We start from the raw sequence: 26,511 nt of genomic DNA, 5'->3' as shown, positions 1-26,511 counted from the left end.
ATATCTCCTGGTTTGCTTCTATAGGCTGTCAGTTTTTCTTGAACTTTGCGGCCAGTTGCTGGGCAACGATCGCAACCTGCCTGGCGCCGTGCGGCACGAGGAAGATGACGAGGAACAGCAGCACGCCGAACACCGCGCCCGAAAGGCCCTTCGAAATACCCTCGGCGATGTTGGGCACGAAGATGATGAAGGCGGAGCCTACGATCGAGCCGGGCAGCCAGCCGACGCCGCCGACCACCATGCCGAGGAACAGCGAGATCGCGAGCTGGATGGTGTAGCCGTCGGGCGCCACGAACTGCACTGCGATGGCGCCGAGACCGCCGGCAACGCCGGTGATGCCGGCCGAGACGCCGAACGCCAGCGTCTTGTACAGCGCGACGTCGACGCCCATCGCGGAAGCCGCGATCTCGTTGTCGCGGATCGCCATGAAGGCGCGGCCGGAGCGCGAGCGCAGCAGGTTCACCGAAGCGATATAGATCGCGATCGTGACCACCAGCGTGAAGTAATACAGCCACATGTCCTGCCCCATCGGCAGGCCGAACGGCGCATCCGGCTTGGTGACCACGAGACCCTGCACGCCGCCGGTCCAGTGCTCGAAATAGCCCAGCTTCAGAAGCTGAGGCATCGCGGTGGCTAGCGCAAAGGTCGCGAGCGCCAGATAGACGCCGGATAGCCGCAGCGCCGGCTGGCCGAACAGGAAGCCGAAGGCGAAGCAGACGATGCCGGCGATCGGCAGCGTGAGGGCATAGTTCATGCCCACATGCTCCATCAGGATCGCCGAGGTATAGGCGCCGACGGCATAGAACGCGCTCTGGCCGAGCGAGAACTGGCCGCTTCCGCCGGTCAGGATGTTGAGCGCCAGCACCGCAAGGCCGTAGATCAGAAGCATCGTCATCTGGAAGATGATGAAGTTCTTCACGAACAGCGGGATCAGGACGAGCGCGGCGAGCACCACGAGCGAGGTGCCATAGCCGAGCGTCATGGCGCGCTTGGGAACGGCCTCGACGGCGGAGCCTTCTGTGACGATTTCTTCAGCGGCGCTCATGATCAAACTCGCTTCACGATGGCGCGGCCGAACAGGCCTGCCGGTTTCACGACCAGGACGACGATGATCAGCGCAAGCGCGATCGGAAGTTTCAGTTCATTGCCGACGCCGGGGATGTAGGTGCCGACGAGGTTCTCGAAGACGCCGACCAGGAAGCCACCCATGACGGCGCCGAACGGGCTCGACAGGCCGCCGAGCACGGCTGCGGCAAATCCATAGATCAGCACGCCGAGCATCATGTTAGGCTCGAGGAACACCACAGGTGCGATCATCATGCCGGCGATCGACCCGATCGAGGCGGCCATGCCCCAGCCCAGCGCGATCATCCACGAGGTGTTGATGCCGACCAGCCGGGCCGATTCCGGCAGCGATGCGGCGGCGCGCATCGCAAGACCGACCCGGGTGAAGCGGAAGAAGAAGAACAGCAGGAGCAGCATCAACAGCGTGATGCCGATCATGCCGGCCTGGTGGGTCGAGATCAGCTGGCTGCCGAGGAACGGTGAGGAACCGAACGGCGTCGGATACTGCTTGATGGTGAAGTCCCAGATCAGGCCGGCGACCGAGTTGATGATCGCGTAGAGCGCGATGAAGCCGGCGACGTTGGTCAGGATCGGCGCCTTCGCCAGCGGCTTGAACAGCAACCGCTCGATGACGATGCCGGCGGCGAACGAAAAGGCGACGGTGAGCACGAAGGCGCCCCAATATGGCACGCCCCATTGCATCAGCTGCCAGGACACGAAGGTCGAGAACATCGCCATTTCGCCCTGGGCGAAATTCAAATGGTCGATGGCCTGGTAGATCATGACCACCGCGAGCGCCATGCAGGCATAGATCGCGCCGGTGGCGATGCCGGCCAGGACCTGGTTGGCAAAAAGCTCCATTGTGCCAGCTCCCTCAGTAGCCGAGATAGGATTTGCGGACGTCTTCGTTGTTCGCGATGTCCTTGGCATTGCCCGACATCACGATCCGTCCGGTTTCGATCACGTAGGCCTGGTCGGCGAGCTCGAGCGCGAGCTGCGCATTCTGCTCGACCACCAGGATGGTCACCTTTTCCTCGCGATTGATCTTTCCGAGGATGCGGAACAGGTCGCGCACGATCAGCGGCGCGAGGCCGAACGACGGCTCGTCGAGCAGCATCAGGCGCGGCCGCAGCATCAGCGCGCGCGCCACCGCGAGCATCTGCTGCTCGCCGCCGGACAGCGTGCCGGCCTGCTGGGTGTAGCGCTGCTTCAGCACCGGGAAATGCTCGTACATCCGTTCGATGTCGGCGCCGATCGCCTTCTTGTCCGGGCGGCTGATGGCGCCGAGCTGCAGGTTTTCCTCCACCGTCATGTTGGTGAAGGTGCCGCGGCCCTGCGGCACGTGGGCGATGCCGAGGCGGACCACGTTTTCGGTCGAGCGCGTGCCGATCGGCTTGCCCTCGAACTCGATCGCGCCGGTGGAGCGCACCATGTTGCAGATCGCCCGCAGTGTGGTGGTCTTGCCGGCGCCGTTGGCGCCGAGCAGCGTGGTCAGCGAACCCTCGTTGAGCGAAAAGGAGAGGCCGTGCAGGGCCTGGACCTGGCCGTAATAGGCGCGCAGGTCCTTGACGTTGAGCATCGTGGTCATTGGTCCTTGCTCCCCAGATAGGCCTTGATGACATCAGGGTCGGCCTGGACCTGGGCCGGCGTGCCTTCGGCAAGCTTGCGGCCGAAATTGAGCGCGACGACGTGGTCGGCGATCGACATCACGAGACCCATGTGATGCTCGACCAGCAGCACGGTGATCTTGCGGTCGTCGCGGATTTTGCGGATCAGGTCGCCGAGCACATAGACTTCTTCGTGATTGAGGCCGCCGGCCGGCTCGTCGAGCAGCAGGATCTTCGGATCCGCGGCCAGGGCGCGCGCCAGTTCGACGCGCTTCTGGGTGCCGAACGGAAGTCCCGAGACCACGGTGTGGGCGACGTCCTCGAGATCGAGATAGCCGAGGATGTCGTGCACCTTCTTGTTCATGTCGGTCTCGCCGCGGCGGACCCAGGCGAGGCGCAGCGAGTCGCTGACGATGTCGCTCGAGGTGCGCGCATGCGCGCCGACGCGCACATTGTCGATCACGGACAGGTTGGGGAACAGCGCGACGTTCTGGAAGGTGCGGCCGATGCCGATCTCGGCGATCCGGTGCGGCGGGCGCGACAGGATGCTCTTGCCTTCCATCAGGATGTCGCCCGACGACGGCTGATAGAGCCGCGACAGGCAATTGAACAGCGTCGTCTTGCCGGCGCCGTTCGGCCCGATCAGCCCGAGGATCTGTCCATGGCGCATGTCGAACGACACGCCGTTCAGTGCGATGATGCCGCCGAACACGACGCTGACGTCGCGAACCGCGAGCAGGGGATCATTCCCCTGCGCGAGCTGTGCCTGCGTCATCTCGTCTCGCCCGCCGTCTTCGAGCGGTGCGAGCGGCCCTGCGATGCGTTTCGCTGGACGTGATGGAGGCTATCTGATCCCCTCGGCCAAACGTGCAACTTTCCCTCCTACTCTGGTCTTTTTGCGTTCTTCTTTTTTGGATTGCGGCGCCATTCCACCGAGCGCCTGCTCGATGTTCCTTACCATCGCGACAAGACGAGGTCCAATGTCGTTGAGCAATCTGTCTTCCGTGAAGCGGAATGCCGGCGCGCCGCAATTGAAGGCGTAAGGACCGGTTCCGTCGTTCAATCTCAATGCAACGCCGACTGCGGCGACGTCGTTCTGCCAGTCGCCTGCGGACATCGTGAAGCCGTGCTTCGCGACCGTCTCGCCGGAGCGCTCGATGCCGTCGCGCATCTTGGCCCAGCGGCTGCCGTAGTGATCCCGCAGCTCACGCAGTAAAGCCGCGCGCTCGTCGGGCGGCAATGCCCAAATATAAGCACGCCCCATCGCGGTGGTTGCGATCGGCACCCGCGAGCCGACGTCGAGTTGTACGCCGAGCGCCAGGCCGTTCCGGCTCTGGCCGAAATAAATCATGCTGTGGCGGTCGCGGCCGCCGACGGCGACCGCTCCGCCGGTCGCGCGCATCACTTCTTCTCGATAGGGCTCGGACAAATGCCGAACGCCGAGATTGGCGAGCGCGGCGTAGCCGAGTGCCATCGCCGACGGCGCGAGTTGGTACTTCTCGAACTTCGGTACAGGTGTAAGGTATCCCAGCTTGGTCAGCGTGTAGGTCAGCCGGGAAATGGTTGGCTTCGGTAACTTGGTGCGGGCCGCAATCTCCTGATTGCCGAGCAGCCCGTCATTGGGTTGGAATGCGCGCAGGACGTCCAGTCCGCGGGAAAGGGCGACGACGAAATTGCGATCGGTCGCGGCTTTCTTGCTAGCGCGCTTCATCCCTATCCTTGCCCTGCCCTTGTCATGCTCGTTGACAAGGCACGTGCTTCAAAATAACCCTCCATGTCAAGATGTGGAATTAAATTTCGCAGTGCGAAATTGGTCTAATCGTAGCGGCTCAACGCAAGTCGTGCAGCTACTCAACACAAGTCCAAGAACAAGCATCCAGGGAGAGTCCCGGTGAGTGAAGTCGTCAAGCTCGAACGTCATGACAATATTGCCGTCGTCACGGTTAACAGTCCGCCTGTGAATGCGCTGAGCGCCGCGGTGCGCGGCGGCATCTTCGAGTGCATCAAGAGCGCGATCGATGATGCGCAGGTCCAGGGCATCGTGCTGACCTGCGCCGGCCGTACCTTCATCGCCGGCGCCGACATCACCGAATTCGGCAAGCCGCCGAAGCCGCCCGGGCTCGCCGAAGTGCTGAGCCTGATGGAGAGCTCGCCGAAGCCGATCGTTGCCGCGATCCACGGCACCGCGCTCGGCGGCGGCCTCGAGGTCGCGCTGGCCTGCCACTACCGTGTCGCCACCAAGGACGCCAAGCTCGGTCTGCCCGAGGTGAAGCTCGGCCTGCTGCCCGGCGCCGGCGGCACCCAGCGCCTGCCGCGCGCGGTCGGTCCCGAGCTCGCGGTCAAGATGATCGTCGGCGGCGATCCGATCGGCGCGGACGCGGCGCTGAAGGCCGGCCTGATCGAGGAGATCGTCGAGGGACCGGCTTCGGGCGGTGAGGCATTCGCGCGCAAGGTGGTCGCCGAGAAGCGTCCGCTGCGCAAGCTGCGCGACGACGACAGCAAGCTCGCCGCGGCCAAGGCCGATCGTTCGATCTTCACCAATGCGGTCGCTGCGCTGACCAAGAAGTCGCGCGGCCTCGAGGCGCCGTTCGCCGCTGCCGACGCCGTCGGCGCCGCGATCGACCTGCCGTTCGACGAGGGCCTGAAGAAGGAGCGCGAGGGCTTCCTCAAGCTGATGAACGGCGACCAGTCCAAGGCACAGCGCTACGCCTTCTTCGCCGAGCGCGAAGCCGCCAAGATCTCCGGTGTCCCCGACGGCACCAAGGGCCGCAACGTGGCGCGCGTCGCCATCCTCGGCGCCGGCACCATGGGCGGCGGCATCGCGATGTCGTTCGCCAATGCCGGCATCCCGGTCACCCTGATCGAGACCGGCGAGGAGCAGCTCAAGCGCGGCATGGGCATCATGCAGAAGAACTACGAGGCGACCGCCGCGCGCGGCGGCATCCCGGCGGACGCGCCCGCCAAGCGGATGGCGCTGATCAACGGTGTCGTCGGCATCGAGAACGTCGGCGACGCCGATCTCGTGATCGAGGCGGTGTTCGAGACCATGGCGGTCAAGAAGGAAGTGTTCGGCAAGCTCGACCAGTATGCCAAGCCGGGCGCGGTGCTGGCCTCCAACACCTCCTATCTCAACATCGACGAGATCGCGAAGTCGACCAAGCGTCCGCAGGACGTGCTCGGCATGCACTTCTTCTCGCCGGCCAACGTCATGAAGCTGTGCGAGATCGTGCGCGCCGACAAGACCGCGCCCGACGCGCTGGTCACGGCCGTCTCGATCGCCCGCAAGATCGCCAAGGTGCCGGCAGTGGTCGGCGTCTGCGACGGCTTCGTCGGCAACCGCATGCTGGCGCAGCGCGGCAAGCAGTCCGAGAAGCTGCTGTTCGAAGGCGCCCTGCCGCAACAGGTCGACGCCGTGGTGACCAAGTTCGGCATGCCGATGGGCCCGTTCGCGATGGGCGATCTCGCCGGTCTCGACATCGGCTGGCGCTCGCGCAAGGACCGCGGCATCAAGTCGGAGATCGCCGACGCGCTGTGCGAAGCCGGCCGCTTCGGCCAGAAGACAGGCAAGGGCTACTACAAGTACGAGCCGGGCTCGCGCGCGGCGCTGCCCGATCCGGAGGTCGAGAAGCTGATCGACGAGACGCTGGCGCGCCTCGGCCGCAAGAAGCGCGTCGTCAGTGACGACGAGATCCTCGAGCGCATGATGTACCCGATGATCAACGAAGGCGCGAAGATCCTCGCCGAGGGCATCGCGGCGCGTCCGTCGGATATCGACGTGGTCTGGCTCTATGGCTATGGCTGGCCGATCTATCGCGGCGGTCCGATGTTCTGGGCCGACACCGTCGGCCTCAAGCACATCGCCGATCGCCTGGCCTTCTACGCCAAGGAGACCAACGATCCCTCGCTCGAGCCGGCGCCGCTGCTCAAGAAGCTCGCCGACGAGGGCAAGACCTTCGCCTCGCTCGCCGCGCCGTCGAAGGCGGCGTGATTGGCCGACTGTAACCACGTGTCATTCCGGGATGCGCCGTAAGGCGCAGACCCGGAATCTCGAGATTCCCCGATGCGCAAATTGCGCATCTTAGGTTCACGCTGCGCGTGCCACGGAATGACAGTTTCCAGAGTCTGGTTTTCATGACCTATCCCGGCGAACAATATTATCCCAAGGGCGTGCAGTGGAGCGACGAGATCACGCGCGGCACGCTGCCGGACCTGCTGTCGAGCGCCGCCGCCGAGTTCGGCGCGCGCCCGGTGCTCGAATTCCGCGACCGGCCGATCAGCTACGCCGAGCTGGAGGCCCTGGTCGAGACCGCCGCCGCTTCCTTCATGCGGGCCGGCTACGGCAAGGGAACGTCGGTCGCGCTGTTCCTCGGCAATTCGCCTGACCATCCGATCAATTTCTTCGGTGCGCTGAAGGCCGGCGCCCGCGTCGTGCATCTGTCGCCGCTCGACGGCGAGATCGCGCTGTCGCACAAGCTGTCCGATTCAGGCGCGCGGGTGCTGGTCACCAGCAATTTGTCGGCGCTGTTGCCGACCGCGCTGAAATTCCTCGCCAAGGGTCTGCTCGATCGTCTGATCGTCTGCGAGGACGACAATTGGGGCAAGGTCGGCACGCCGCAAACGGCGCTGCCCGACAATCCCGCGATCATCACCCACCGCCAGTTCATCGACGGCGCGACCAGGCCGTCGCAATGGCCGGCGGTCGACGTCGAGGACGTCGCGCTGCTGCAATACACCGGCGGCACCACGGGCCTGCCCAAGGGCGCAATGCTCAGCCACGGCAATCTCACCGCGGCGGTGTCGATCTACGACGTCTGGGGCAAGCCCGGGCGGCTCGAGCGCAATGCGATCGAGCGCGTGATCTGCGTGCTGCCGCTGTTTCACATCTACGCACTGACCGTCGTGCTGCTGTCGGCGATCCGGCGCGGCCATCTGATCTCGCTGCACCAGCGCTTCGATGTCGAGGCGGTGATGCGCGACATCGAGGTCAAGCGCGCAACGGTATTTCCCGGCGTGCCGACGATGTGGATCGCGATCGCCTCGCTGCCCGATCTCGACAAGCGCGATCTCTCTTCGCTGGTGGTCGCCGGCTCCGGCGGCGCGCCGCTGCCGGTGGAGGTCGCGAAGATCTTCGAGCGCCGCGTCGGCATGAAGCTGAAGAGCGGCTGGGGCATGACCGAGACCTGCTCGCCCGGCACCGGCCATCCCAAGGAGGGACCGGAGAAACCAGGCTCGATCGGGCTGATGCTGCCCGGCATCGAGATGGACGTCGTGTCGCTGGAGGATTCCACCAGGGTGATGCCGGTCGGCGAGGTCGGCGAGATCCGCATCCGCGGCCCGAACGTCACCAAGGGCTACTGGAACAGGCCGGCGGAGACCGCGGAGGCTTTCGTCGGCGACCGCTTCCTCACCGGCGACATCGGCTACATGGACGCCGACGGCTATTTCTATCTGGTCGACCGCAAGAAGGACATGATCATCTCCGGCGGCTTCAACGTCTATCCGCAGATGATCGAGCAGGCGATCTACACCCATCCTGCCGTGCAGGAGGTGATCGTGATCGGCATTCCCGACGATTACCGCGGTGAGGCGGCAAAGGCCTTCATCAAGCTGCGCGACGGCGAGAAGACCTTCTCGATCGACGAGCTGCGTGCATTCCTCACCGGCAAGGTCGGTAAGCACGAACTGCCGGCGGCCGTCGAGTTCGTCGACGAATTGCCGCGCACCCCGGTCGGCAAGCTGTCGCGTCACGAATTGCGCCAGCAGCAGCCCAAGACTGCTCAAACCGAGACATCTCAATCCACGCAACAACAGACTGCATCAGGATCTCGCTCATGACCGACGCCGTTATCGTCTCCACCGCCCGCACGCCGATCGGCAAGGCCTATCGCGGCGCGCTCAACGTCACCGAGGGCGCGACCTTGCTCGGGCACGCGATCGGCGAAGCGGTGGCGCGCGCCAAGGTCGATCCGAAGGAGATCGAGGACGTGGTGATGGGCGCGGCGATGCAGCAGGGCGCGACCGGCGGCAACATCGCGCGCAAGGCGCTGCTCCGCGCCGGCTTGCCGGTGACGGTTGCCGGCACCACGATCGACCGCCAGTGCGCCTCCGGCCTGCAGGCGATTGCGCTTGCCGCGCGCTCGGTGATCTTCGACGGCGTCGAGATCGCGGTCGGCGGCGGCGGTGAATCGATCTCGCTGGTGCAGAACGACAAGATGAACTCGTTCCACGCCCAGGATCCGGCGCTGCTCAAGATCAAGGGCGAGGTCTACATGCCCATGATCGACACTGCCGAGATCGTCGCCAAGCGCTACAACATCTCGCGCGAGAGGCAGGACGAGTATGGGCTGGAAAGCCAGCGCCGCACCGCGGCCGCGCAGCAGGGCGGCAAGTTCAAGGAAGAGCTCGCGCCGATCACCACCATGATGGCGGTCACCGACGAGGCGACCGGTGCCGTCACGATGAAAGAGGTGACGCTGTCGCAGGACGAAGGTCCGCGGCCGGAGACCACGGCCGAAGGGCTTGCCAGCCTCAAGCCGGTGCGCGGCGACGGTTTCACCATCACCGCCGGCAATGCCAGCCAGCTCTCGGACGGCGCCAGCGCCTCCGTGATCATGAGCGACAAGGAAGCCGCCAAGCGCGGGCTGAAGCCGCTCGGCATCTTCCGCGGCTTCGTCTCCGCCGGCTGCGAGCCGGACGAGATGGGCATCGGTCCGGTGTTCGCGGTGCCGCGGCTGCTGAAGCGCCATGGCCTCAAGGTCGACGACATCGATCTCTGGGAGCTCAACGAGGCCTTCGCGGTGCAGGTGCTCTATTGCCGCGACAAGCTCGGCATCGATCCGGAGAAGATCAACGTCAATGGCGGCGCGATTTCGGTCGGCCACCCCTACGGCATGTCGGGTGCGCGGCTCACCGGCCACGCGCTGATCGAGGGCCGCCGCCGCAAGGCCAAATACGCAGTCGTCACCATGTGCGTCGGTGGCGGCATGGGCGCGGCCGGCCTGTTCGAGGTGTTGCAGTAGGATTGTCGTCCCGGCGAAGGCCGGGACCCATACGCCGCGGCTTCTCTTTGGGCACATGCGGCAGCCGGCGTTGTCAAACACGAAAGCCGGTGGTTATGGGTCCCGGCCTTCGCCGGGACGACCAGGAAAGAAGCAGTTGAATTTCAAAAGGAGGATCCGATGGATCTCGCTTTCACCAAGGAAGAGATAGCGTTTCGCGAGGAGGTGCGGGAGTTCTTCAAGAACAACGTGCCGCCGGAGACCCGGCGCAAGCTGCAGGAAGGCCGCCATCTGTCGAAGGACGAGATGGTCACCTGGTGGCGCATCCTCAACAAGAAGGGCTGGGGCGTCACCCACTGGCCGAAGGAATATGGCGGCACCGGCTGGAGCACCGTGCAGCACTACATCTTCAACGAGGAGCTGCAGTCCTATCCGGCGCCGCAGCCGCTCGCCTTCGGCGTCAGCATGGTCGGCCCGGTGATCTACACCTTCGGCAACGAGAAGCAGAAGAAGGAATATCTGCCGCGCATCGCCAATGTCGACGACTGGTGGTGCCAGGGCTTCTCGGAGCCGGGCTCGGGTTCGGACCTCGCGTCGCTGAAGACCAAGGCCGAGCGCCGTGGCGACAAGTGGATCATCAACGGCCAGAAGACCTGGACCACGCTCGCCCAGCACGCCGACATGATCTTCTGCCTCTGCCGCACCGATCCGGCCGCGAAGAAGCAGATGGGCATCTCCTTCATCGTGTTCTCGATGAAGTCGAAGGGCGTCACCGTGCGCCCGATCCAGACCATCGACGGCGGCCACGAGGTCAACGAGGTGTTCTTCGACGACGTCGAGGTGCCCTACGAGAACCTGATCGGCGAGGAAAACAAGGGCTGGGATTACGCCAAATTCCTGCTCGGCAATGAGCGCACCGGCATCGCCCGGGTCGGCGTGTCGAAGGAGCGGCTGCGCCGCATCCGCGCGCTGGCCTCCAAGGTCGAGGCCGGCGGCCGTCCGGTGATCGAGGATCCGGCGTTCCGCGAGAAGCTCACTGCCTGCGAGATCGAGCTGAAGGCGCTCGAGCTCACCCAGCTCCGCGTCGTCGCCGACGAGGGCAAGCACGGCAAGGGCAAGCCCAATCCGGCGTCCTCGGTGCTCAAGATCAAGGGCTCGGAGATCCAGCAGACCACGACCGAGCTGTTGATGGAGATCATCGGTCCGTTCGCCGCACCCTATGACGAGCACGGCGATGCCGGTTCCAACGAGAGCATGGATTGGACCGCGCAGATCGCGCCGAGCTACTTCAACAACCGCAAGGTTTCGATCTACGGCGGCTCCAACGAGATCCAGCGCAACATCATCAGCAAGGCGGTGCTGGGGCTTTGATCCTCTCCCTCTCCCCGCTCTTCGCGGGGAGAGGGTTGGGGTGAGGGGCATCTCTCCGAGCAACGACTGCCGAGAGACCTGTACCCCCTCACCCGGATCGCTTCGCGATCCGACCTCTCCCCGCAAGCGGGGCGAGGTGAAGAGGCCCCGGCTTGAACAACGATCAGTTAGTTAAGGGAACGAACATGGATTTTGATCTGTCCGAGGAGCAGCGGCTTCTCAAGGAAAGCGTCGACGGGTTGCTGGCGGATGCCTACGACTTCGATGCGCGCAAGAAATACATGAAGGAGAAGGGCGGCTGGAGCAAAGCGCTCTGGGGCAAGCTCGCCGAGCAGGGCCTGCTTGGTCTTCCCTTCGCGGAGACCGACGGCGGCTTTGGCGCCGGCGCGGTCGAGACCATGATCGTGATGGAAGCGCTCGGCAAGGCGCTGGTGGTCGAGCCTTATCTGGCCACCGTTGTGGTCGCCGGCGGTTTCCTGCGCCATGGTGGCTCGGCCGAGCAGAAGGCCAAGTACATTCCCGGCATCATCGACGGCAGCAGGACCTTTGGCTTCGCCCAGCTCGAGAAGAACTCGCGCTACGATCTGTTCGACGTCGTGACCACGGCCAAGAAGAAGGGCGCTGCTTACGTGATCGACGGCGAGAAGTTCGTGGTGCTCAACGGCGAGAACGCCGACACGCTGATCGTGACCGCGCGCACCAAGGGCGGCCAGCGCGACAAGACCGGCATCGGCGTGTTCCTGGTCCCAGCGGATGCCAAGGGCGTCACCAGGAAGGGCTATCCGACCCAGGACGGCCTGCACGCGGCCGACATCACCTTCACCAATGTCGAGGTCGGCGCTGACGCCGCGATCGGCGATCCCGAGAACGGCCTGCCGCTGATCGAGCGCGTCGCCGACGAAGCCCGCATTGCGCTGTGCGCGGAAGCCGTCGGCGCGATGGACGAGTCGCTGAAGGAGACGGTCGAGTACATCAAGACCCGCAAGCAGTTCGGCGTTGCGATCGGCTCGTTCCAGAGCCTGCAGCACCGTGCCGCCGACATGTTCGTGGCGCTGGAGCAGGCCCGCAGCATGTCGATGTTCGCCACCATGGCGTCGGACTTCGACGATGCCAAGGAGCGTGCGTCGGCGGTCGCCGCCGCCAAGGTGCAGGTCGGCAAGTCCCTGAAGTTCGTCGGCCAGCAGTCGATCCAGCTTCATGGCGGCATCGGCATGACCATGGAAGCCAAGATCGGTCACTATTTCAAGCGGCTGACCATGATCGAGAACACGCTCGGCGACACCGACTATCACCTCCGTCGCGTCAGCGAGGGCGGCGGGTTGTTGGCCTGAGCCATCTCCGTCATTCCGGGGCTCGCGAAGCGAGAACCCGGAATCTGGCGCCGTAACCTCTGGATTCCGGGTTCGCGACTGCGTCGCGCCCCGGAATGACGTGCAAATAACAGGGAAACAACAATGAAAAACACCCCGTTCGATCTCACCGGCCAGGTCGCGGTCATCACCGGCTCGAGCCGCGGCATCGGCCGCTCCTCGGCGGAGCTTCTGGCAAGACTCGGCGCCAAGGTCGTGATCTCCTCGCGCAAGGCGGATGCTTGCCAGGAAGTCGCCGACGGCATCAAGAAGGCGGGCGGCGATGCGCTCGTCATCCCCTGCAACATCGCGCGCCGCAACGAGGTCGAGGCGCTGGTCTCGGGGACGATCAAGCATTACGGCAAGATCGACATCCTGGTCTGCAACGCCGCGGTCAATCCCTATTACGGCCCGCTGCTCGACATCACCGACGAGGCCTTCGACAAGATCATGGGCTCCAACGTCAAGAGCAACATCTGGCTGTCCGCACTGGCGATCCCGCAGATGGCCGAGCGCGGCAAGGGCTCGGTCGTGATCATCTCCTCGATCGGCGGACTTCGGGGTTCTACGGTGATCGGCGCCTACGGCATCTCCAAGGCGGCCGACTTCGCACTGTGCCGCAGCCTCGCCGGCGAGTGGGGCCCGAAGGGCGTGCGCGTCAATTGCGTGGCGCCGGGCCTGGTGAAGACCGATTTCGCCCGCGCGCTGTGGGAGGACCCGGACAATCTGAAGCGCCGCACCGCATCGACGCCGCTCCGCCGCATCGGCGAGCCCGACGAGATCGCAGGCGCTGTGGCCTATCTCGCTTCCGACGCGTCGACCTTCATGACCGGCCAGACCATCGTGGTCGACGGCGGCGTCACGACGGCTGCGACTTAATCTTCAAGAGAAGCCGTCGTGGCCGGGCAAGCCCGGCCACGACGCGTTGCTTCAGACCCGCTCCAGCGCCCGCTCGAAATCCTCGATCAGGTCGTCGGGATGCTCGAGCCCGGCCGAGAAGCGAATGAAACCTTCGCTGATGCCGAGCTCGGCGCGGGCCTCGGGTGCCAGGCGCTGATGCGTCGTGGTCGCGGGATGCGTGACTAGGCTCTTGGCATCGCCGAGATTGTTGGAGATGCGCGAGATCTTCAGCGCGTTGAGGCAGCGGAAGGCGCCGGCCTTGCCGTCCTTCACCTCGAAGCCGACCAGCGTCGAGCCGGCGCCCATCTGCTTCTTCACCGTCTCGGCCTGCGGATGATCGGGGCGGCCCGGATAAACCAGCCGCGTGATCTTCGGATGCTTGGCCAGCGCCTCGGCGATCTTCGCCGCGTTCTCGGTCTGGGCGCGGACGCGGACGCCGAGCGTCTCCAGCCCCTTCAGCAGCACCCAGGCGTTGAACGGCGACAGCGACGGCCCGGTCTGGCGCATGAAATTGTGGATGTGCTCGGCGATGAAGGCCTCCGACGACAGGATGACGCCGCCGAGGCAGCGGCCCTGGCCGTCGATATGCTTGGTCGCGGAATAGACCACGACGTCGGCGCCGAGCGACAGCGGGCTCTGCCAGATCGGCGTCGCGAACACGTTGTCGACGATCAGCCGGGCGCCGCCGCTATGCGCGATCTCTGCGATCGCGCCGATGTCGAGCACGTCGAGCGTCGGATTGGTCGGGCTCTCCAGGAAGAAGGTCTTGGTGTTCGGCCGCAATGCGCGCTGCCACTGGTCGAGATCGAGGCCGTCGACCAGCGTCGTCTCGATGCCGTAGCGCGGCAACAGGTCCTGCACCACGTAGAGGCAGGAGCCGAACAGGGCCTTCGAGGCCACCACATGATCGCCGGCCTTCAGCGGGGCGAGGATCGCGGTGGTCACCGCGGCCATGCCGGTCGCGGTCGAGCGCGCGGCTTCCGCGCCCTCGAGCTCGATCATGCGGCGCTCGAACATCGCAATGGTCGGGTTGGAATAGCGCGAATAGATGAAGCCGGGGTCCTGGCCCTTGAAGCGCGCCTCGCATTGCTCGGCGGTGTCGTAGACGTAGCCCTGGGTGAGAAACAGCCCTTCCGACGTCTCCCCGAATTGCGAGCGCAGCGTACCGCCATGGACGAGACGGGTTTCGGGACGAAAGCGGGCCGTGGTTTCAGATTCAGACATGTGACCTCCGAGGTGGCCATTTCCCCTGGAAACTGGCCACAAAAAAACCGGCCTGGAGCAACCTCCACAAGCCGGGATCACACTGTCCCCGGCCTGTTTAGCGACTTATTTAACGTGGCTGCAAGCCGGCCGGCTCAAATCACCACGGGATAAGTGCAGCTGATATTCCCTCGCGCCCTTTCCGTCAAGACGGTCATCGGATAACCCGTAAAAGCCCATATTTTGGGGCTTGATGGCCGCCTGGAGTATGATTTTTGAGTCATCTCAAGGGATCGCCGAGGGACCGCATCGTGTCGTTCACGCTGGAAGATGAATCCAACGGAATCCTGCCCGACCGCATGATCGCGGAGATGGCGGAGGCCGGCCTCATTCTGCCCGCCTATGACTTCGTCGAGAGCCAGATCCAGCCGGCCAGCCTCGATCTCCGCCTCGGCGACATTGCCTACCGCGTCCGCGCCAGCTTCCTGCCGGGGCCCGACGCCACCGTCGCCGAGCGGATCGACGAGCTGAAGTTGCACGAGATCGATCTGTCCGACGGCGCGGTGCTGGAGACCAACTGCGTCTACATCGTGCCGCTGCTGGAGAGCCTGGCGCTGCCGCCGGAGATCGTGGCCGCGGCCAACCCGAAGAGCTCGACCGGACGGCTCGACGTCTTCACCCGCGTGATCGCCGACGGCACCCGCCGCTTCGACATGATCGGCGCCGGCTATCATGGCCCGCTCTACGCCGAGATCAGCCCGAAGACGTTTCCCGTGCTGCTGCGCGAGGGTTCGCGGCTCAGCCAGGTCCGCTTCCGGATCGGCGAGGCGACGCTGACCGCCGACGAGCTCGATGCGCTGCATGCCGCCGAGCGGCTGGTCGACGCCGCCAATGCCGATCTCACCCATGGCGTCGCGCTCTCGGTCGATCTCTCCGGCGAGAGCTCGGGCGGCTTCGTCGGCTATCGCGCCAAGCGCCATACCGGCGTGGTCGATGTCGATCGCCGCGGCGGCTATGCCGTCGACGACTTCTGGGAGCCGATCAAGGCCCGGCCCGACGGCAGTCTCATCCTCGATCCCGGCGAGTTCTACATCCTGGCGTCGAAAGAGGCGGTGCAGGTGCCGCCGGACTACGCCGCGGAGATGGTGCCGTTCGATCCGCTGGTCGGCGAATTCCGCGTCCATTATGCCGGCTTCTTCGATCCCGGCTTCGGCTATGCCGGCGCCGGCGGAAAGGGGGCGCGCGCCGTGCTGGAGGTGCGCTCGCGCGAGGTGCCGTTCATCCTCGAGCATGGCCAGATCGTCGGCCGCCTCGTCTATGAGCGGATGCTCGAGCGCCCCGACGCGCTGTACGGCCAGCGCATCGGCTCGAACTATCAGGCGCAGGGCCTGAAGCTCTCCAAGCATTTTCGCGTGTAATTCCGTTTCGCGCGCGTGTAATTCCGTAGCCCGGATGAAGCGCTAGCGAAATCCGGGGCGCTGCATACGCGCATTGAGCCGCCCCGGATTGCGCTTCGCTGCATCCGGGCTACGATTGCGCGCGCGAGGCTTTATCTCGCCAACAAGAACAGCGGGAGCAGACATGACCGGAGAGCAGGACGCGCGCGAAACGCAATGGCGGAAGTGGCGCAGCGTCGCCGATCTCTATCACGCCTTCTTCACCGGGCTGATCCTCACCGTCGTCACGCGGCGCGGCACGGCTGATGCCGCCGAGTTCGTCTTCCGCGTGTTTCGTCGCCAGCAGCAGGAGCGCTTCCTGCCCGGCTTGAAGAAGCTCGGCCTCGACAGCCTGCCGCCGGCGGTCGCGGCCGCGCAGTATCATTATCTTTCCAACTGGATCGGCGGCGTGCATGTCGAATACATGTACGAGACCGACCGCAAGGCCTGGATCCGCTATCCGCCGCCGCGCTGGATCTGGAAGGGCACAGCGATCTGCGGCGTGCCCGGTGAGGTCTCGCGCGCGATGCTGCGCGGCTGGCACGCCAACAACGGTGTCGCGCTCGGGGACTTGCGGCTCGGCTTCGTCTGCACCAAGCAGAGTGTCGACGGCCAGGACGGCCTCGAAGGCTATTACTGCGAGTACGATCATCCGCTCGAGCTCGACCAGCGCCTGGTGTTCGCGCGCCATCTCGAGGCGCCGCCATTCGATCCGAACACCGCGCCGGCGCTGCCGGTCGACAGCTGGCCGAAGCCGCGGCTGGAAAAGGCCTATCGCAACTACGCGATGGAATATGTGAAGACGGCCGCGCCGGTCATCGTGCAGGTGTTCGGCCCGGAGGATGCGAGCTATCTGCTGCATCTCACCGGCAGACTGATCGGCATGCAGTATTACGACGAGGTCGCGCAGGCGCTCGGCGGCCGCCGTGGCCGTGCCACGGAATTTGCCGCATTCCTGCGCACTCTCTTCGAGTCGCAGGACGATATTGCTGACATCACCGAATCCGAGGGCCAGTTCGAAATCCGCCAGCAGGGCTGGAAGCTGATGGCCGACGTGGCCGACTATCATCCGGCCTGCGCCAGCGTATTGACCGGCCTGTTCGAAGGGCTGGCCGCCGGCTGCGGGCGGCATATTCCGGTGCATCTGAAGCCGAACAGCGCCGCCGGCGCGCCGTTCGTCTGGTCGATCGGCTAGCCCCAAGGTTCATCCGGGTTCACCTGCAATCGCGCAGGCCCCCCTTGCGCCCCGCGCACGTGGATTCCGCCGCCGCCATGGTAGGGAAACACCATGGCGCGGCTCCCCAGATCGCGCGTGGGAGTAGAAATGTCCGATCTCGGCCTCGCCGAAATTCCTGTCGACGAACAAGAGCGGCCGCTGCCGCCGCCGGTGACCAAGCCGGCGCGCAATGCGCTGCTCGACGGGCCGATCCTGCGCACGCTGCTATGGCTGGCGTGGCCGAACGTGATCGCGCTCTCCGCCGGCACCTGCGTCGTCATCGCGGAGACTTCGTATATCGGCCGGCTCGGCGTCGAGTCGCTCGCGGCGATGGCGCTGGTGTTTCCCTGCGTGATCCTGACCATGACGATGTCCGGCGGCGCGATGGGCGGCGGCGTCGCATCCGCGATCGCGCGTGCGCTCGGTGCCGGCGAGATCGAGCGCGCCTCGACGCTGGCGATGCATGCGCTGCTGATCGGCCTGACCTTTGGTTTGACGTTCATGCTGGGCATGCTGATCTTCGGCCCGCGCCTGCTCGAATTGCTCGGCGGCCGCGGCAATGTGCTGGCGCAGGCGATTGCCTATTCGCAGGTGTTCTTCGGCGGCGCGATCCTGCCCTGGCTGATGAACACCATGGCCGGCATCCTGCGCGGCACCGGCAACATGAAGCTGCCGTCGACCATGATCCTGTCCTCGGCGGTGTGGCAGATCATTCTCGGCGGCACCCTCGGGCTCGGTCTCGGTCCGGTGCCGCAATTCGGCATGCGTGGCGTCGCGGCGGGTTCGCTGATCGCCTATTCGATCAGCATCAGCGTGATGGGCTGGTATCTGTTCTCGGGCCGCGCCCGCGTGAAGCCGAAACTCAAGGGGCTGCGCGTGCAATGGGCGATGTTCATCGACATCCTCAAGGTCGGCGCGGTGTCCTGCTTCTCGCCGCTGCAATCGGTTCTGACGATCTCGATTTTCACCCACATGCTGGCGCAGTTCGGAACCGCGGTGCTCGCCGGCTACGGCATCGGCGCGCGGCTCGAATTCATGCTGACCTCGGTCGCCTTCGCGGTCGGCATCGCCTCGGTGCCGATGATCGGCATGGCGGTCGGCGCCGAGCGCGTCGCGCGGGCCCGGCGCATCGCCTGGACCGCGGGCACGGTGTCGTTCCTTGCGGTCGGCGTGGTCGGCAGCTTCATCGCCGTCTTCCCCGACCTCTGGGTCAATCTGTTCACCAACGATCCACATGTGCGGGCGACCAGCCATCAATATCTCTCGACCGCCGCGCCGATGTACGCCTTCATCGGCCTTGCGATGTCGATGTATTTCTCCTCGCAGGGTGCCGCGAAAGTGCTGGGTCCGGTGCTGGCGCAGACCGCGCGGCTGATCTTCATCGGCGCCGGCGGCTGGTGGCTGTCGACGCATGAGGCGAGCGCGCAGAACTTCTTCGCACTCGCCGCCGCCTCGATGGGCGTGCTCGGCGTGCTGTCCTGCCTCAGCGTGATCCTGACGCGCTGGGGCAAGTCGGCACCGGTCGCAGAAGTGCAGCCGGCGCTGTCGTAGATACTAAACCCGTCATCCTGAGGAGCCGCGAAGCGGCGTCTCGAAGGATTGACGGCCCCGGTGCTTCGGCATTCGCTCCTGGAAACAGCAGGGCTGTCGCCCTTCGAGACGGCCGCTTCGCGGCCTCCTCAGGGTGACGGTCGTGGTTCGAAATGCGCGGCCAGTCGCATGACCTAGCGGATCACGCCGCGCTCTTCTCCCTCGCCGACTTGGCCATCGCCGCCTGCATCGCCGCCGCGCCGAGATCCATCTGCGCGTCCATGTATGGCGCGACCTCGTGCGGCAGCACGTCGGCGATCCACACCACGCGGCAGCGCGCGTCGCCCTCGGCGAACACCTGCAGCGAGGCGGAATGCTGCTTCAACCGCTCGCTGCTGATCGCATAGACCAGCCGCTTTCGCTGGTCGTCGCAATCGACCAGCGTCTCGCGCGCCACGGTGCCGTTGGCGAAGCTGACGGTGCGAACGTCGCCATCAAGCTTGGTGTCGGTCACGAAGCCCGGCACCAGCCGGGTATGCAGTGCGCCGAAATCGCGCAACGCGTCCCAGACATGATCTGCCGGCGCGTCGATCGGGATGTCCTTGTGAATGGAAGCCATCGTTCAATCCTCGTTGGTTTCAGATGTGTCGTCATTGCGAGGAGCGAAGCGACGAAGCAATCCACACCGCAGCAGGCGGAAAGATGGATTGCTTCGCTCCGCTCGCAATGACGGCGGAGCTGTGGTGTGCTAGGTCGACACCGCCTCGACATTGTTGCCGTCGGGGTCGAGCAGGAACGCCGCGTAATAGGTCGGGCTGTAATCCTTGCGATGGCCCGCCGCGCCGTTGTCCCTGCCGCCGGCTTTCAGGCCTTCGGTATGGAATGTCTTGATCGCGTCGTGGTTCGGGGCACGGAACGCAACGTGCGCGCCGCCTTGGGCCTTGCCCTTGTGCAGATGCAGCCAGAGCGCGGGCTCGCCCTTCGGGCCGAAGCCGGCGCCGCTGTCGTCGCGCGAGCAGAGCACGAAGCCGAGTGGCGCCAGCACCGCGGTGTAGAAGCGCACGCTGGCGTCGAGGTCGGCAACGCGCAATCCGATATGGTCGTACATGAGGAAATCTCCAGTCGCTAAGCGCATCGAAAGACGCGCGGACTGGAGTAGCCTAGCTATTGCAGCGCGAGACGTTCTTGGAAAATCTTGCGGTCGCCGCGCGAGGCCCGGCGGAACTTCAGCGGCGAGGCACCCGCAGCGCGGTGGAAGCTGCGCACGAAATTGGAGAGGTCGCCGAAGCCGACGTCATAGGCAATGTCGGTGACCGGGCTGTCGTCATCCGCGAGCCGCCGCGCCGCATGGCGCAGCCGCGAGCGCACGAGATATTGATGCGGGGTCACGCCGAGCACGGCGGAAAACAGCCGCAGGAAATGGAAGGTGCTCAAGCCGACCTGCTCCGCGGTATCGTCGAGGTCGATCTGATGGTGTGAATTGGCGTCGATCCACAGCGCGGCCTCGACGGCGCGGCGGCGATCGCGCAAGCCTGCGGTGAGAGGCTTTGCCTTGCGGTCGGACACCAGCTCGACAAGGCGGCTGGTGAGGAGGTGGCCGATCTCGTCGAGACCGACGTCGCTGTTGCCAGCTGCCGCCGTTTGCGCGAGCTCGCCGATCACCATCAGTTCCGGCAGCGGCGGCACCGACCCGACCTGCCAGACCGCCGCGCGGTCGCCGATGGTCTCGACCAGCACCGGGTCGAGGAAGAACGACAGGCATTCGTCGCCGACCACGTGGTCGTGCGTGCAGGTGTATTCGTCGCCGGGATGGCCGACCAGGATCGAGCCTGCCACCAGCTCATGGAAGCGGCCGCGGCAATGGCAGCCGAAGCTGCCGCTGCGCACATAGGACACCGAGTGGGAGGCGAACTGCTCGGCGAACGGCTTGTCGCCGGGTTCCGCCGTGCAGCGGAACTCGTTCACCGTGATGCGATCGCGCTGCAGCAGCGTGGTTCGGACCATACCCCGGATTTAAGCTTGCGGCCGGAGTCGTGCAACGGGCAGCAGCACATCAAAAAGGGTCTTGCTGGTGGTCGGCTGGGCGCCCTCGATCGAGAGCAGCCGCCGTTTCGAGATGCTGCCGCCGTTCGGCGAGATCCGGTCGGCATAATTGCCCGCCTCGAGCACGCGGTGGCAGGGCACCATGACCATGAAGGGATTGCGGCCGAGCGCCTGTGCCACCGAATAGACCGCGCCGGACGCGCGCAAGGCGCTCGCCACCTCGTCATAGGTCCGGGTTTCGCCGCGGGGAATGGTGCGGACAAACTGGTAGACGCGCGCGTTGAAGGCCGGGATGCCGCTCATGTCGAGCGCAACGCCGGCAAGGTCCCCAATGCCGCCGCGCAAGGTCGCGGCGATGCCCTCGATCGCGACAGCGACCTCCTCGGGAGGCCGCATCTCGCGCGCGTCAGGATAAAGCTTGAATAGCCGCTTGCGGGTCTCGATCTCGCGCAGCTCGGGAAGCTGCACGCCAGCCACGCCGAGCTCGCCCCACGCGATGCCGCATCGGCCGATCGCCGTGTCGAAAATGGTATACCCACGCCCCGTCATGACGCCACCAGCCCCCATGCGCGCGATCCTAACATTGTCGCCGGCGCGCGCATCCGGAATCTTGACGTTTAGCTAACCATGTCGCGGCCCGTTCTGTGTGACCCCGCCAATTACCAGTCACGCATCTTAAAGGCTTTGCCCGCTATCTGGTCGTCAGCATGCTGCTCCACGGTACGATCGGCGGAACGATGACCAGCACCGGCGCGGATATCGCGCGCGGCGGCAAAGCTGTGGCCGGGACATCGGCCGGGCATCTTCATCCGCTGTTCGCATTGTTGTTGCTGGCATTGGTCCTGCGCCTTGCGGCCGCGCTCTGGCCCAACGTGATGTATCCGGACGAGATCTTTCAGTATCTCGAGCCGGCGTGGCGGATGCTCGGCCATGACGGCATTTTGACGTGGGAGTGGCGCGAAGGCATTCGCGGCTGGTTCCTGCCGACATTGCTGGCCGGGCCGGTCGCGGTGGGCGGCTTGATTGCGCCGGGCGGCGAGGGCGCTTTCCTGGTGCCGCGCCTGGTCGCCGCATCTGCGTCACTGTCGATCGTGGTCAGCGCCTGGTTCTTTGGTGCACGGATTTCGCGAACCCATGCCATCGTCGCGGCGTTCGCTGCGGCAGTCTGGTTCGAGTTGATCCTGCTCTCGCCGCACACATTGGGCGAGCCGTTGGCGACGGCGCTGGTCGTGCCGGCGGCGCTGCTGGTGACCGGCCGTCCGTCGCAGCGGCATCTGGCGATCGGCGGCGCGTTGCTCGCTTTTGCCTTTATCTGCCGCTTTCAGTACGCGCCGGCCATCGCCGTGCTTGCGCTCGGCGCCTGCTGGATGCGTTGGCGAAACCTGATTCCCCTGATCGCGGGCGGTCTCGCCGCGCTGGTGCTCTCCGCCGCGATCGACCTTGCGCATGGCGCCGTGCCGTTCGCCTGGCTGATCGGCAACATCAATGAAAACCTGCTGCACGATCGCGCGACCGAGTTCGGCGTGACGCCCCCTTCGGCCTATCTGGTCAACTTCCTGATCGTGTGGTCGGCGGCGATCGTGTTGCCGCTCGCCGCGATCTGGCGCGGCGCGCGGCATGCGCCGCTGTTGCTGGCCGTGGCGCTGGTCAACCTCGTCTTCCACAGCCTGATCGCGCACAAGGAATACCGCTTCGTCTTCCTGTCGGTGGCGCTGTTCATCATCGTCGCGGCGCTGGGATCGGCCGATTGGGTGCAATGGCTGCGCGCAAAACCCGGGTGGCGCCGCTGGGCATTGCCGATCGTCACCGGCGGCTGGGCCTTGCTCTCGGTGACGCTCGCCGGCGCCAGCGAAGGGATGCGCGACTACTGGACGCGCGGTGTCGGCGCGGCGCGGCTCGCCGCCGAACTGCGCAGCGATCCGCAGCTGTGCGGCCTCGCACTTTACAATGTCCGTTTCCAGCTGTTGCCAGGGCGGGAACGATTGGTCGGCCCAGTACCGCTTTATGCGCTGGAGCCCGCCGATCCGCTCGCCGAGCTGATCCTGCCGCCGCTGTTGCAGGCGACCAGGCCGGCCTTCAATCGCATCCTCGCGCGGCCCGCGGCCGCCGGTGATCTGCCGGCGAATTATTCAAGGCAAAGCTGTGCCCGCGTCGGCATCGCCGATGCCTGCATCTATGCACGAAGCGGCACCTGCGACGCATCCGCCGCCGCGGCTTTTGTCATCAATGACGTGCTCGTGAGGATGGGCCATTAGCGGGGGCGGTGCGGCGATCGGCTCCAATGCGCGCTTGATCCGCTGCCTCCGCCCGGGCTATGGTCCGGCCGGGTCGCACCCGTGAGGTGCGACCTCAAGCATTGAGATCGCGGGCGTAGTTCAATGGTAGAACGGCAGCTTCCCAAGCTGCATACGAGGGTTCGATTCCCTTCGCCCGCTCCAGCCTTCAGGCAAATGTCGCGGGACAGTTTGTCGGCACGGCAATGTATTTGGCGACAGCAGGAGACGTGACGTGAGGTTGCTTGGAGCGCTGCTGCTTGCGCTGGGCGCGCTTTGGATGACGAGGCCGGCATCCGCGCAAATGTATGATCCGCGCTATCCCGTCTGCATGCATGTTTACGGCGAGTTGGTCGGCGAGCGCATGGACTGCATCTTCACGTCGATAGATCAGTGCCAGGCCAGCGCTGTGGGCATGCCGGCGACCTGTCTGGTGAACCCTTATTATGCGCCAAGGTCGGCGCGTCCTCATCGGCCTGAACGATGACTTTTCCGGCGGTATCGCGAGCGTTCATTTGAGATCAGTGCATGGCATGGTGGTACTACGCGTTCTTCGCGATCGTTCTGCTCGGATGTTGTGCATTGGTGGTTCGCGCCCGTCGCGGCAGCAATACGCGAGAAGACGAGGAGCTGAACCGGCGGATCGACGAGCGCGTCGATCGGCTCGATCTCACCCGGCGCAATCGCGACAGGGATTCCTGACCCAAGGAATCCGCAGACGGCCTTCGCTATTATCCCGGGATATTACGGCGATCTGTTCACGCAACGTGCGCGCCTAACGCACCGTACTCGACCTGTTCTTCTCACAACGCGCAGTTATGTTTCCGTAGTTCTCCGCGTTTGAGAACGAAGTTCCGCCGGAACGATGTCGCGGGTTCCGGCATTGGTCGAATAGAGCCGACCGACCTCCGGCGAGAACGGTCGGTTCAAGCCCGCGCCTGGCCGTTCCCTCTCAACAGCCCCCTAGAAGACGGCCGGCGCGGGTCCTTATCCCGGTCCTGCTCGATGTGACGAGGCTGCGCGCCGGGCGAGTATCGCTGACGTTGTGCGATAGATTCAGCGCCAGCCCAAAGCGGGCGCGATCTGGGTCAAGATCGTCTCGATCACATGCGCGTTGTAATCGACGCCGAGCTGATTGGGGACGGTCAGAAGCAAGGTATCGGCCTCTGCGATCGCCTCATCCGTCTTGAGCTGCTCGATCAGCCTGTCCGGCTCGGCGGCGTAGCCGCGGCCGAAGATTGCGCGCGTCCTCTCGTCGATGAAGCCGATCTGGTCTTCCTCCTGGCCGTTGCCGAAATAGGCGCGGTCGCGATCGTCGACCAGCGCGAAGATGCTGCGGCTCACCGAGACCCGCGGCTCGCGCGTGTGCCCGGCTTCCTTCCAGGCGGCACGATAGGCCCGGATCTGGGCGGCCTGCTGGACGTGGAAAGCCTCTCCGGTCTCGTCGTTCTTCAGCGTCGAGCTTTGCAGGTTCATCCCGAGCTTCGCCGCCCACACCGCGGTGGCGTTCGAGCCGGCGCCCCACCAGATGCGCTCGCGCAGGCCTTCCGAGAGTGGTTCGAGCCGCAGCAGGCCAGGAGGATTGGGAAACATCGGCCGTGGATTGGGCTGCGCAAATCCCTGGCCGCGCAGCATGTCGAGGAAGATCTCGGCATGACGCCGGCCCATGTCGGCATCGGTTTCGCCCTCGCCCGGCTGATAGCCGAAATAGCGCCAGCCATCGATCACCTGCTCGGGTGAGCCGCGGCTGATGCCGAGTTGCAGGCGTCCCCTCGCGATCAGGTCGGCCGCGCCGGCGTCCTCGATCATGTAGAGCGGATTTTCGTAGCGCATGTCGATCACGGCGGTGCCGATTTCGATCCGGCTGGTCCTGGCGCCAACGGCCGCCAGCAGCGGGAACGGCGAGGCCAGTTGGCGCGCGAAGTGATGGACGCGAAAATACGCGCCGTCCGCGCCGAGCTCTTCGGCCGCGACCGCAAGGTCGATGGATTGCAGCAGCACATCCGCGGCCGAGCGGGCCTGCGACTGCGGCGAGGGCGTCCAGTGCCCGAACGAAAGGAATCCGATTTTCTTCATGCCGACAATGTAGGGATGTCCGCGACGAATTGCGATCCGTGACGTGACCCGGGGATGACCGAAAGTGTCTACCAGCCGGGAAATTTTCTGCGGCAGATGTTGCCGGTTTTGCAGATCGCGCCGCTCCGCAAGTGCTGCATGCGTGCAGGTCTTGCCGCCTGCGCCGCGGCATGACTTGCGATCCCGGGGCGCGCCGCCTAGCTTTCCGCCACGATTTCTCCCGCCAACACCGTCCCGCAGGTCCCGATGTCGCAGCCGCTTCTGTTTCAGCCGATCACGCTTCGCGGCGTGACCTCCCGAAACCGCATCCTGATCTCGCCGATGTGCCAGTATTCGGCAACCGACGGCTTGGCCAATGACTGGCACCTTGTCCATCTTGGTAAATTTGCCCAGGGCGGCGCCGGGCTCGTGATGGTCGAGGCTGCGGCGGTGACCGCGGAGGGCCGCATCACCCATGGCGACGTCGGCATCTGGAACGACGAGCAGATCGCGCCGCTCGAACGGATCGCCGCCTTCCTCAAGGACAATGGCGCAGTGCCCTCGATCCAGCTCGCGCATGCCGGCCGCAAGGCCAGCATGCAGCGTCCCTGGTACGGCAATGCCGCCCTCGATGAGGCCGACCGCGGCCGCGGCGATCTGCCGTGGCGGACGGTGGCGCCGAGCGCGATCCCGATGGAAGACGGCTGGCTGATGCCGCACGCGCTCGACGCGGCCGAACTCGCCGCGCTGCGTGAGCAATGGCGGCGCGCCACCTTGCGCGCGGTGGAGGCCGGCTTCGAATTCGTCGAGGTGCATTGCGCGCATGGCTATCTGCTGCATGAATTCCTCTCGCCATTGTCGAACCGCCGCACCGATGCCTATGGCGGCGATCGCCGGGCGGATGCGCTATCCGCTCGAGATCATCGAGACCGTGCGCGCGGCCTGGCCGGCGGAGCGGCCGCTGTCGGTGCGGATTTCCTCGGTCGACGGTATCGACGGCGGCCTGACGCTCGAGGACCAGGTCGCGTTCGCCCGCGAAGCCAGGGCGCGCGGTGTCGATTTGATCGATTGCTCGTCGGGCGGCCTGCTCGGCTCGGCGACCGCGGCGCGGATTCCGCGCGGCTACGGCTTTCAGGTGCCCTATGCCGATGAGATCCGCCGCGCCGCCGACATTGCGACCATCGCGGTCGGCCTCATCCTGCATCCGCAGCAGGCAGAAGATGTCCTGGCCAACGGCCAGGCCGACCTGGTCGCGATCGGCCGCGAGGCGCTGTTCGATCCGAACTGGCCGCTGCACGCCGAGCTCGCGCTCGGCGGTGCAGGCGGCGAGGTGTTCGCGTCCTGGCCGAAGCAGTATGGTTGGTGGCTTGAGCGCCGCGAGCCGGGCCTGCGCCGGCTCGATGGCCCGCCGCTGCCGTTCCGCCAGAGCTGACAAGAAAATCCGACAACAACCTGGGAGGTCGTT

At 65.4% G+C, this 26,511-nt stretch carries 23 protein-coding genes, 1 tRNA gene, 1 pseudogene and 1 riboswitch; of the genes and pseudogenes, 14 read left to right on the top strand and 11 right to left on the bottom strand.

The window, feature by feature from the left end; all coding sequences use genetic code 11:
• Positions 1-28: 28 nt before the first annotated feature.
• The 5 genes from ACZBJS_RS17570 to ACZBJS_RS17550 form a co-directional block, all read right to left on the bottom strand.
• Positions 29-1,045 (bottom strand): branched-chain amino acid ABC transporter permease, encoded by a 1,017-nt coding sequence (locus ACZBJS_RS17570; RefSeq protein WP_057016013.1) that lies wholly within the window; start codon positions 1,043-1,045, stop codon positions 29-31.
• Between the two features lie 2 nt (positions 1,046-1,047).
• Complete coding sequence (locus ACZBJS_RS17565; RefSeq protein ID WP_028339071.1) at positions 1,048-1,926, bottom strand: branched-chain amino acid ABC transporter permease; 879 nt, start codon at positions 1,924-1,926, stop codon at positions 1,048-1,050.
• A 13-nt stretch (positions 1,927-1,939) separates the two neighbouring features.
• The gene (locus ACZBJS_RS17560; protein ID WP_038384532.1) at positions 1,940-2,653 is read right to left on the bottom strand and encodes an ABC transporter ATP-binding protein; all 714 of its coding nucleotides are present in this window, start codon (positions 2,651-2,653) and stop codon (positions 1,940-1,942) included.
• Positions 2,650-3,447 (bottom strand): ABC transporter ATP-binding protein, encoded by a 798-nt coding sequence (locus ACZBJS_RS17555; protein WP_016847575.1) that lies wholly within the window; start codon positions 3,445-3,447, stop codon positions 2,650-2,652. Before ACZBJS_RS17555 ends, ACZBJS_RS17560 begins: the two co-directional genes overlap by 4 nt.
• A 69-nt stretch (positions 3,448-3,516) precedes the next feature.
• Positions 3,517-4,383, bottom strand: a complete 867-nt coding sequence (locus tag ACZBJS_RS17550) for an IclR family transcriptional regulator (RefSeq protein WP_018269093.1) — start codon at positions 4,381-4,383, stop codon at positions 3,517-3,519.
• Positions 4,384-4,563: 180 nt separating this feature from the next.
• On the opposite strand from ACZBJS_RS17550, the gene ACZBJS_RS17545 reads away from it, so the two are divergent.
• The 6 genes from ACZBJS_RS17545 (at position 4,564) to ACZBJS_RS17520 (ending at position 13,269) form a co-directional block, all read left to right on the top strand.
• Entirely contained in the window at positions 4,564-6,660 is a 2,097-nt protein-coding gene (locus ACZBJS_RS17545) for a 3-hydroxyacyl-CoA dehydrogenase NAD-binding domain-containing protein (protein ID WP_057016014.1), read from the top strand.
• 143 nt (positions 6,661-6,803) lie between these two features.
• Positions 6,804-8,507 (top strand): dicarboxylate--CoA ligase PimA, encoded by a 1,704-nt coding sequence (gene pimA, locus ACZBJS_RS17540; protein ID WP_316398691.1) that lies wholly within the window; start codon positions 6,804-6,806, stop codon positions 8,505-8,507.
• Positions 8,504-9,691 carry an acetyl-CoA C-acyltransferase gene (locus ACZBJS_RS17535; protein ID WP_463438933.1) on the top strand — a complete coding sequence of 396 codons (1,188 nt, stop codon included), beginning with the start codon at positions 8,504-8,506 and terminating at the stop codon, positions 9,689-9,691. Before pimA ends, ACZBJS_RS17535 begins: the two co-directional genes overlap by 4 nt.
• Positions 9,692-9,850: 159 nt before the next feature.
• A complete protein-coding gene (gene pimC, locus ACZBJS_RS17530; protein WP_057016017.1) occupies positions 9,851-11,041 on the top strand; it encodes a pimeloyl-CoA dehydrogenase large subunit in 1,191 nt (396 codons plus the stop codon).
• Between the two features lie 185 nt (positions 11,042-11,226).
• Complete coding sequence (gene pimD, locus ACZBJS_RS17525; protein ID WP_057016018.1) at positions 11,227-12,372, top strand: pimeloyl-CoA dehydrogenase small subunit; 1,146 nt, start codon at positions 11,227-11,229, stop codon at positions 12,370-12,372.
• 123 nt (positions 12,373-12,495) lie between these two features.
• Positions 12,496-13,269: an SDR family NAD(P)-dependent oxidoreductase gene (locus ACZBJS_RS17520; protein ID WP_316398690.1), complete on the top strand. Its 774-nt coding sequence runs from the start codon at positions 12,496-12,498 to the stop codon at positions 13,267-13,269.
• Between the two features lie 51 nt (positions 13,270-13,320).
• Here the strand turns inward: ACZBJS_RS17520 and ACZBJS_RS17515 are convergent, their stop codons facing one another.
• Positions 13,321-14,514 carry an O-succinylhomoserine sulfhydrylase gene (locus tag ACZBJS_RS17515; RefSeq protein ID WP_316398689.1) on the bottom strand — a complete coding sequence of 398 codons (1,194 nt, stop codon included), beginning with the start codon at positions 14,512-14,514 and terminating at the stop codon, positions 13,321-13,323.
• A gap of 76 nt (positions 14,515-14,590) precedes the next feature.
• A riboswitch (SAM riboswitch) is annotated at positions 14,591-14,670 on the bottom strand.
• Between the two features lie 134 nt (positions 14,671-14,804).
• On the opposite strand from ACZBJS_RS17515, the gene ACZBJS_RS17510 reads away from it, so the two are divergent.
• The 3 genes from ACZBJS_RS17510 to ACZBJS_RS17500 all read left to right on the top strand — a co-directional run bounded on the left by ACZBJS_RS17510 (position 14,805) and on the right by ACZBJS_RS17500 (position 18,696).
• Positions 14,805-15,911 carry a 2'-deoxycytidine 5'-triphosphate deaminase gene (locus ACZBJS_RS17510; protein WP_057016021.1) on the top strand — a complete coding sequence of 369 codons (1,107 nt, stop codon included), beginning with the start codon at positions 14,805-14,807 and terminating at the stop codon, positions 15,909-15,911.
• A gap of 163 nt (positions 15,912-16,074) precedes the next feature.
• On the top strand, positions 16,075-17,124 hold the full coding sequence (locus ACZBJS_RS17505) for a hypothetical protein (protein ID WP_316398688.1): 1,050 nt from the start codon (positions 16,075-16,077) through the stop codon (positions 17,122-17,124).
• A 129-nt stretch (positions 17,125-17,253) separates the two neighbouring features.
• Positions 17,254-18,696, top strand: a complete 1,443-nt coding sequence (locus ACZBJS_RS17500) for an MATE family efflux transporter (RefSeq protein WP_092085396.1) — start codon at positions 17,254-17,256, stop codon at positions 18,694-18,696.
• A 181-nt stretch (positions 18,697-18,877) separates the two neighbouring features.
• Here the strand turns inward: ACZBJS_RS17500 and ACZBJS_RS17495 are convergent, their stop codons facing one another.
• From ACZBJS_RS17495 to ACZBJS_RS17480, 4 genes are all read right to left on the bottom strand, one after another.
• Entirely contained in the window at positions 18,878-19,294 is a 417-nt protein-coding gene (locus ACZBJS_RS17495; RefSeq protein ID WP_316398687.1) for an SRPBCC family protein, read from the bottom strand.
• Between the two features lie 129 nt (positions 19,295-19,423).
• On the bottom strand, positions 19,424-19,783 hold the full coding sequence (locus ACZBJS_RS17490; RefSeq protein ID WP_463438932.1) for a VOC family protein: 360 nt from the start codon (positions 19,781-19,783) through the stop codon (positions 19,424-19,426).
• A 56-nt stretch (positions 19,784-19,839) separates the two neighbouring features.
• Positions 19,840-20,679 carry a helix-turn-helix transcriptional regulator gene (locus ACZBJS_RS17485; RefSeq protein ID WP_168857619.1) on the bottom strand — a complete coding sequence of 280 codons (840 nt, stop codon included), beginning with the start codon at positions 20,677-20,679 and terminating at the stop codon, positions 19,840-19,842.
• A gap of 9 nt (positions 20,680-20,688) precedes the next feature.
• Entirely contained in the window at positions 20,689-21,267 is a 579-nt protein-coding gene (locus tag ACZBJS_RS17480) for a methylated-DNA--[protein]-cysteine S-methyltransferase (RefSeq protein ID WP_456853748.1), read from the bottom strand.
• A 158-nt stretch (positions 21,268-21,425) separates the two neighbouring features.
• Between ACZBJS_RS17480 and ACZBJS_RS17475 the strand changes: the two genes are divergently transcribed.
• The 4 genes from ACZBJS_RS17475 (at position 21,426) to ACZBJS_RS17460 (ending at position 23,693) form a co-directional block, all read left to right on the top strand.
• Positions 21,426-22,973, top strand: coding sequence for a glycosyltransferase family protein (locus tag ACZBJS_RS17475; protein ID WP_316398684.1), 1,548 nt, complete (start codon positions 21,426-21,428; stop codon positions 22,971-22,973).
• 109 nt (positions 22,974-23,082) lie between these two features.
• Positions 23,083-23,156: transfer RNA gene (locus ACZBJS_RS17470), tRNA-Gly, on the top strand.
• 70 nt (positions 23,157-23,226) lie between these two features.
• Positions 23,227-23,478 (top strand): DUF3551 domain-containing protein, encoded by a 252-nt coding sequence (locus ACZBJS_RS17465; protein ID WP_076832446.1) that lies wholly within the window; start codon positions 23,227-23,229, stop codon positions 23,476-23,478.
• A gap of 41 nt (positions 23,479-23,519) precedes the next feature.
• A complete protein-coding gene (locus tag ACZBJS_RS17460; protein WP_194295406.1) occupies positions 23,520-23,693 on the top strand; it encodes a hypothetical protein in 174 nt (57 codons plus the stop codon).
• Between the two features lie 354 nt (positions 23,694-24,047).
• Here ACZBJS_RS17460 and ACZBJS_RS17455 read toward each other — a convergent pair whose 3' ends face one another.
• Positions 24,048-25,067 (bottom strand): LLM class flavin-dependent oxidoreductase, encoded by a 1,020-nt coding sequence (locus tag ACZBJS_RS17455; RefSeq protein ID WP_057016030.1) that lies wholly within the window; start codon positions 25,065-25,067, stop codon positions 24,048-24,050.
• A 246-nt stretch (positions 25,068-25,313) separates the two neighbouring features.
• On the opposite strand from ACZBJS_RS17455, the pseudogene ACZBJS_RS17450 reads away from it, so the two are divergent.
• Positions 25,314-26,478: pseudogene (locus ACZBJS_RS17450) on the top strand (NADH:flavin oxidoreductase/NADH oxidase).
• The last annotated feature ends 33 nt before the right edge of the window (positions 26,479-26,511 follow it).

It is taken from the genome of Bradyrhizobium sp. KZN70725, assembly GCF_055264925.1.
Note: the sequence above shows the minus strand (reverse complement) of the source record. Positions and strands in the feature narration are given on the sequence as shown.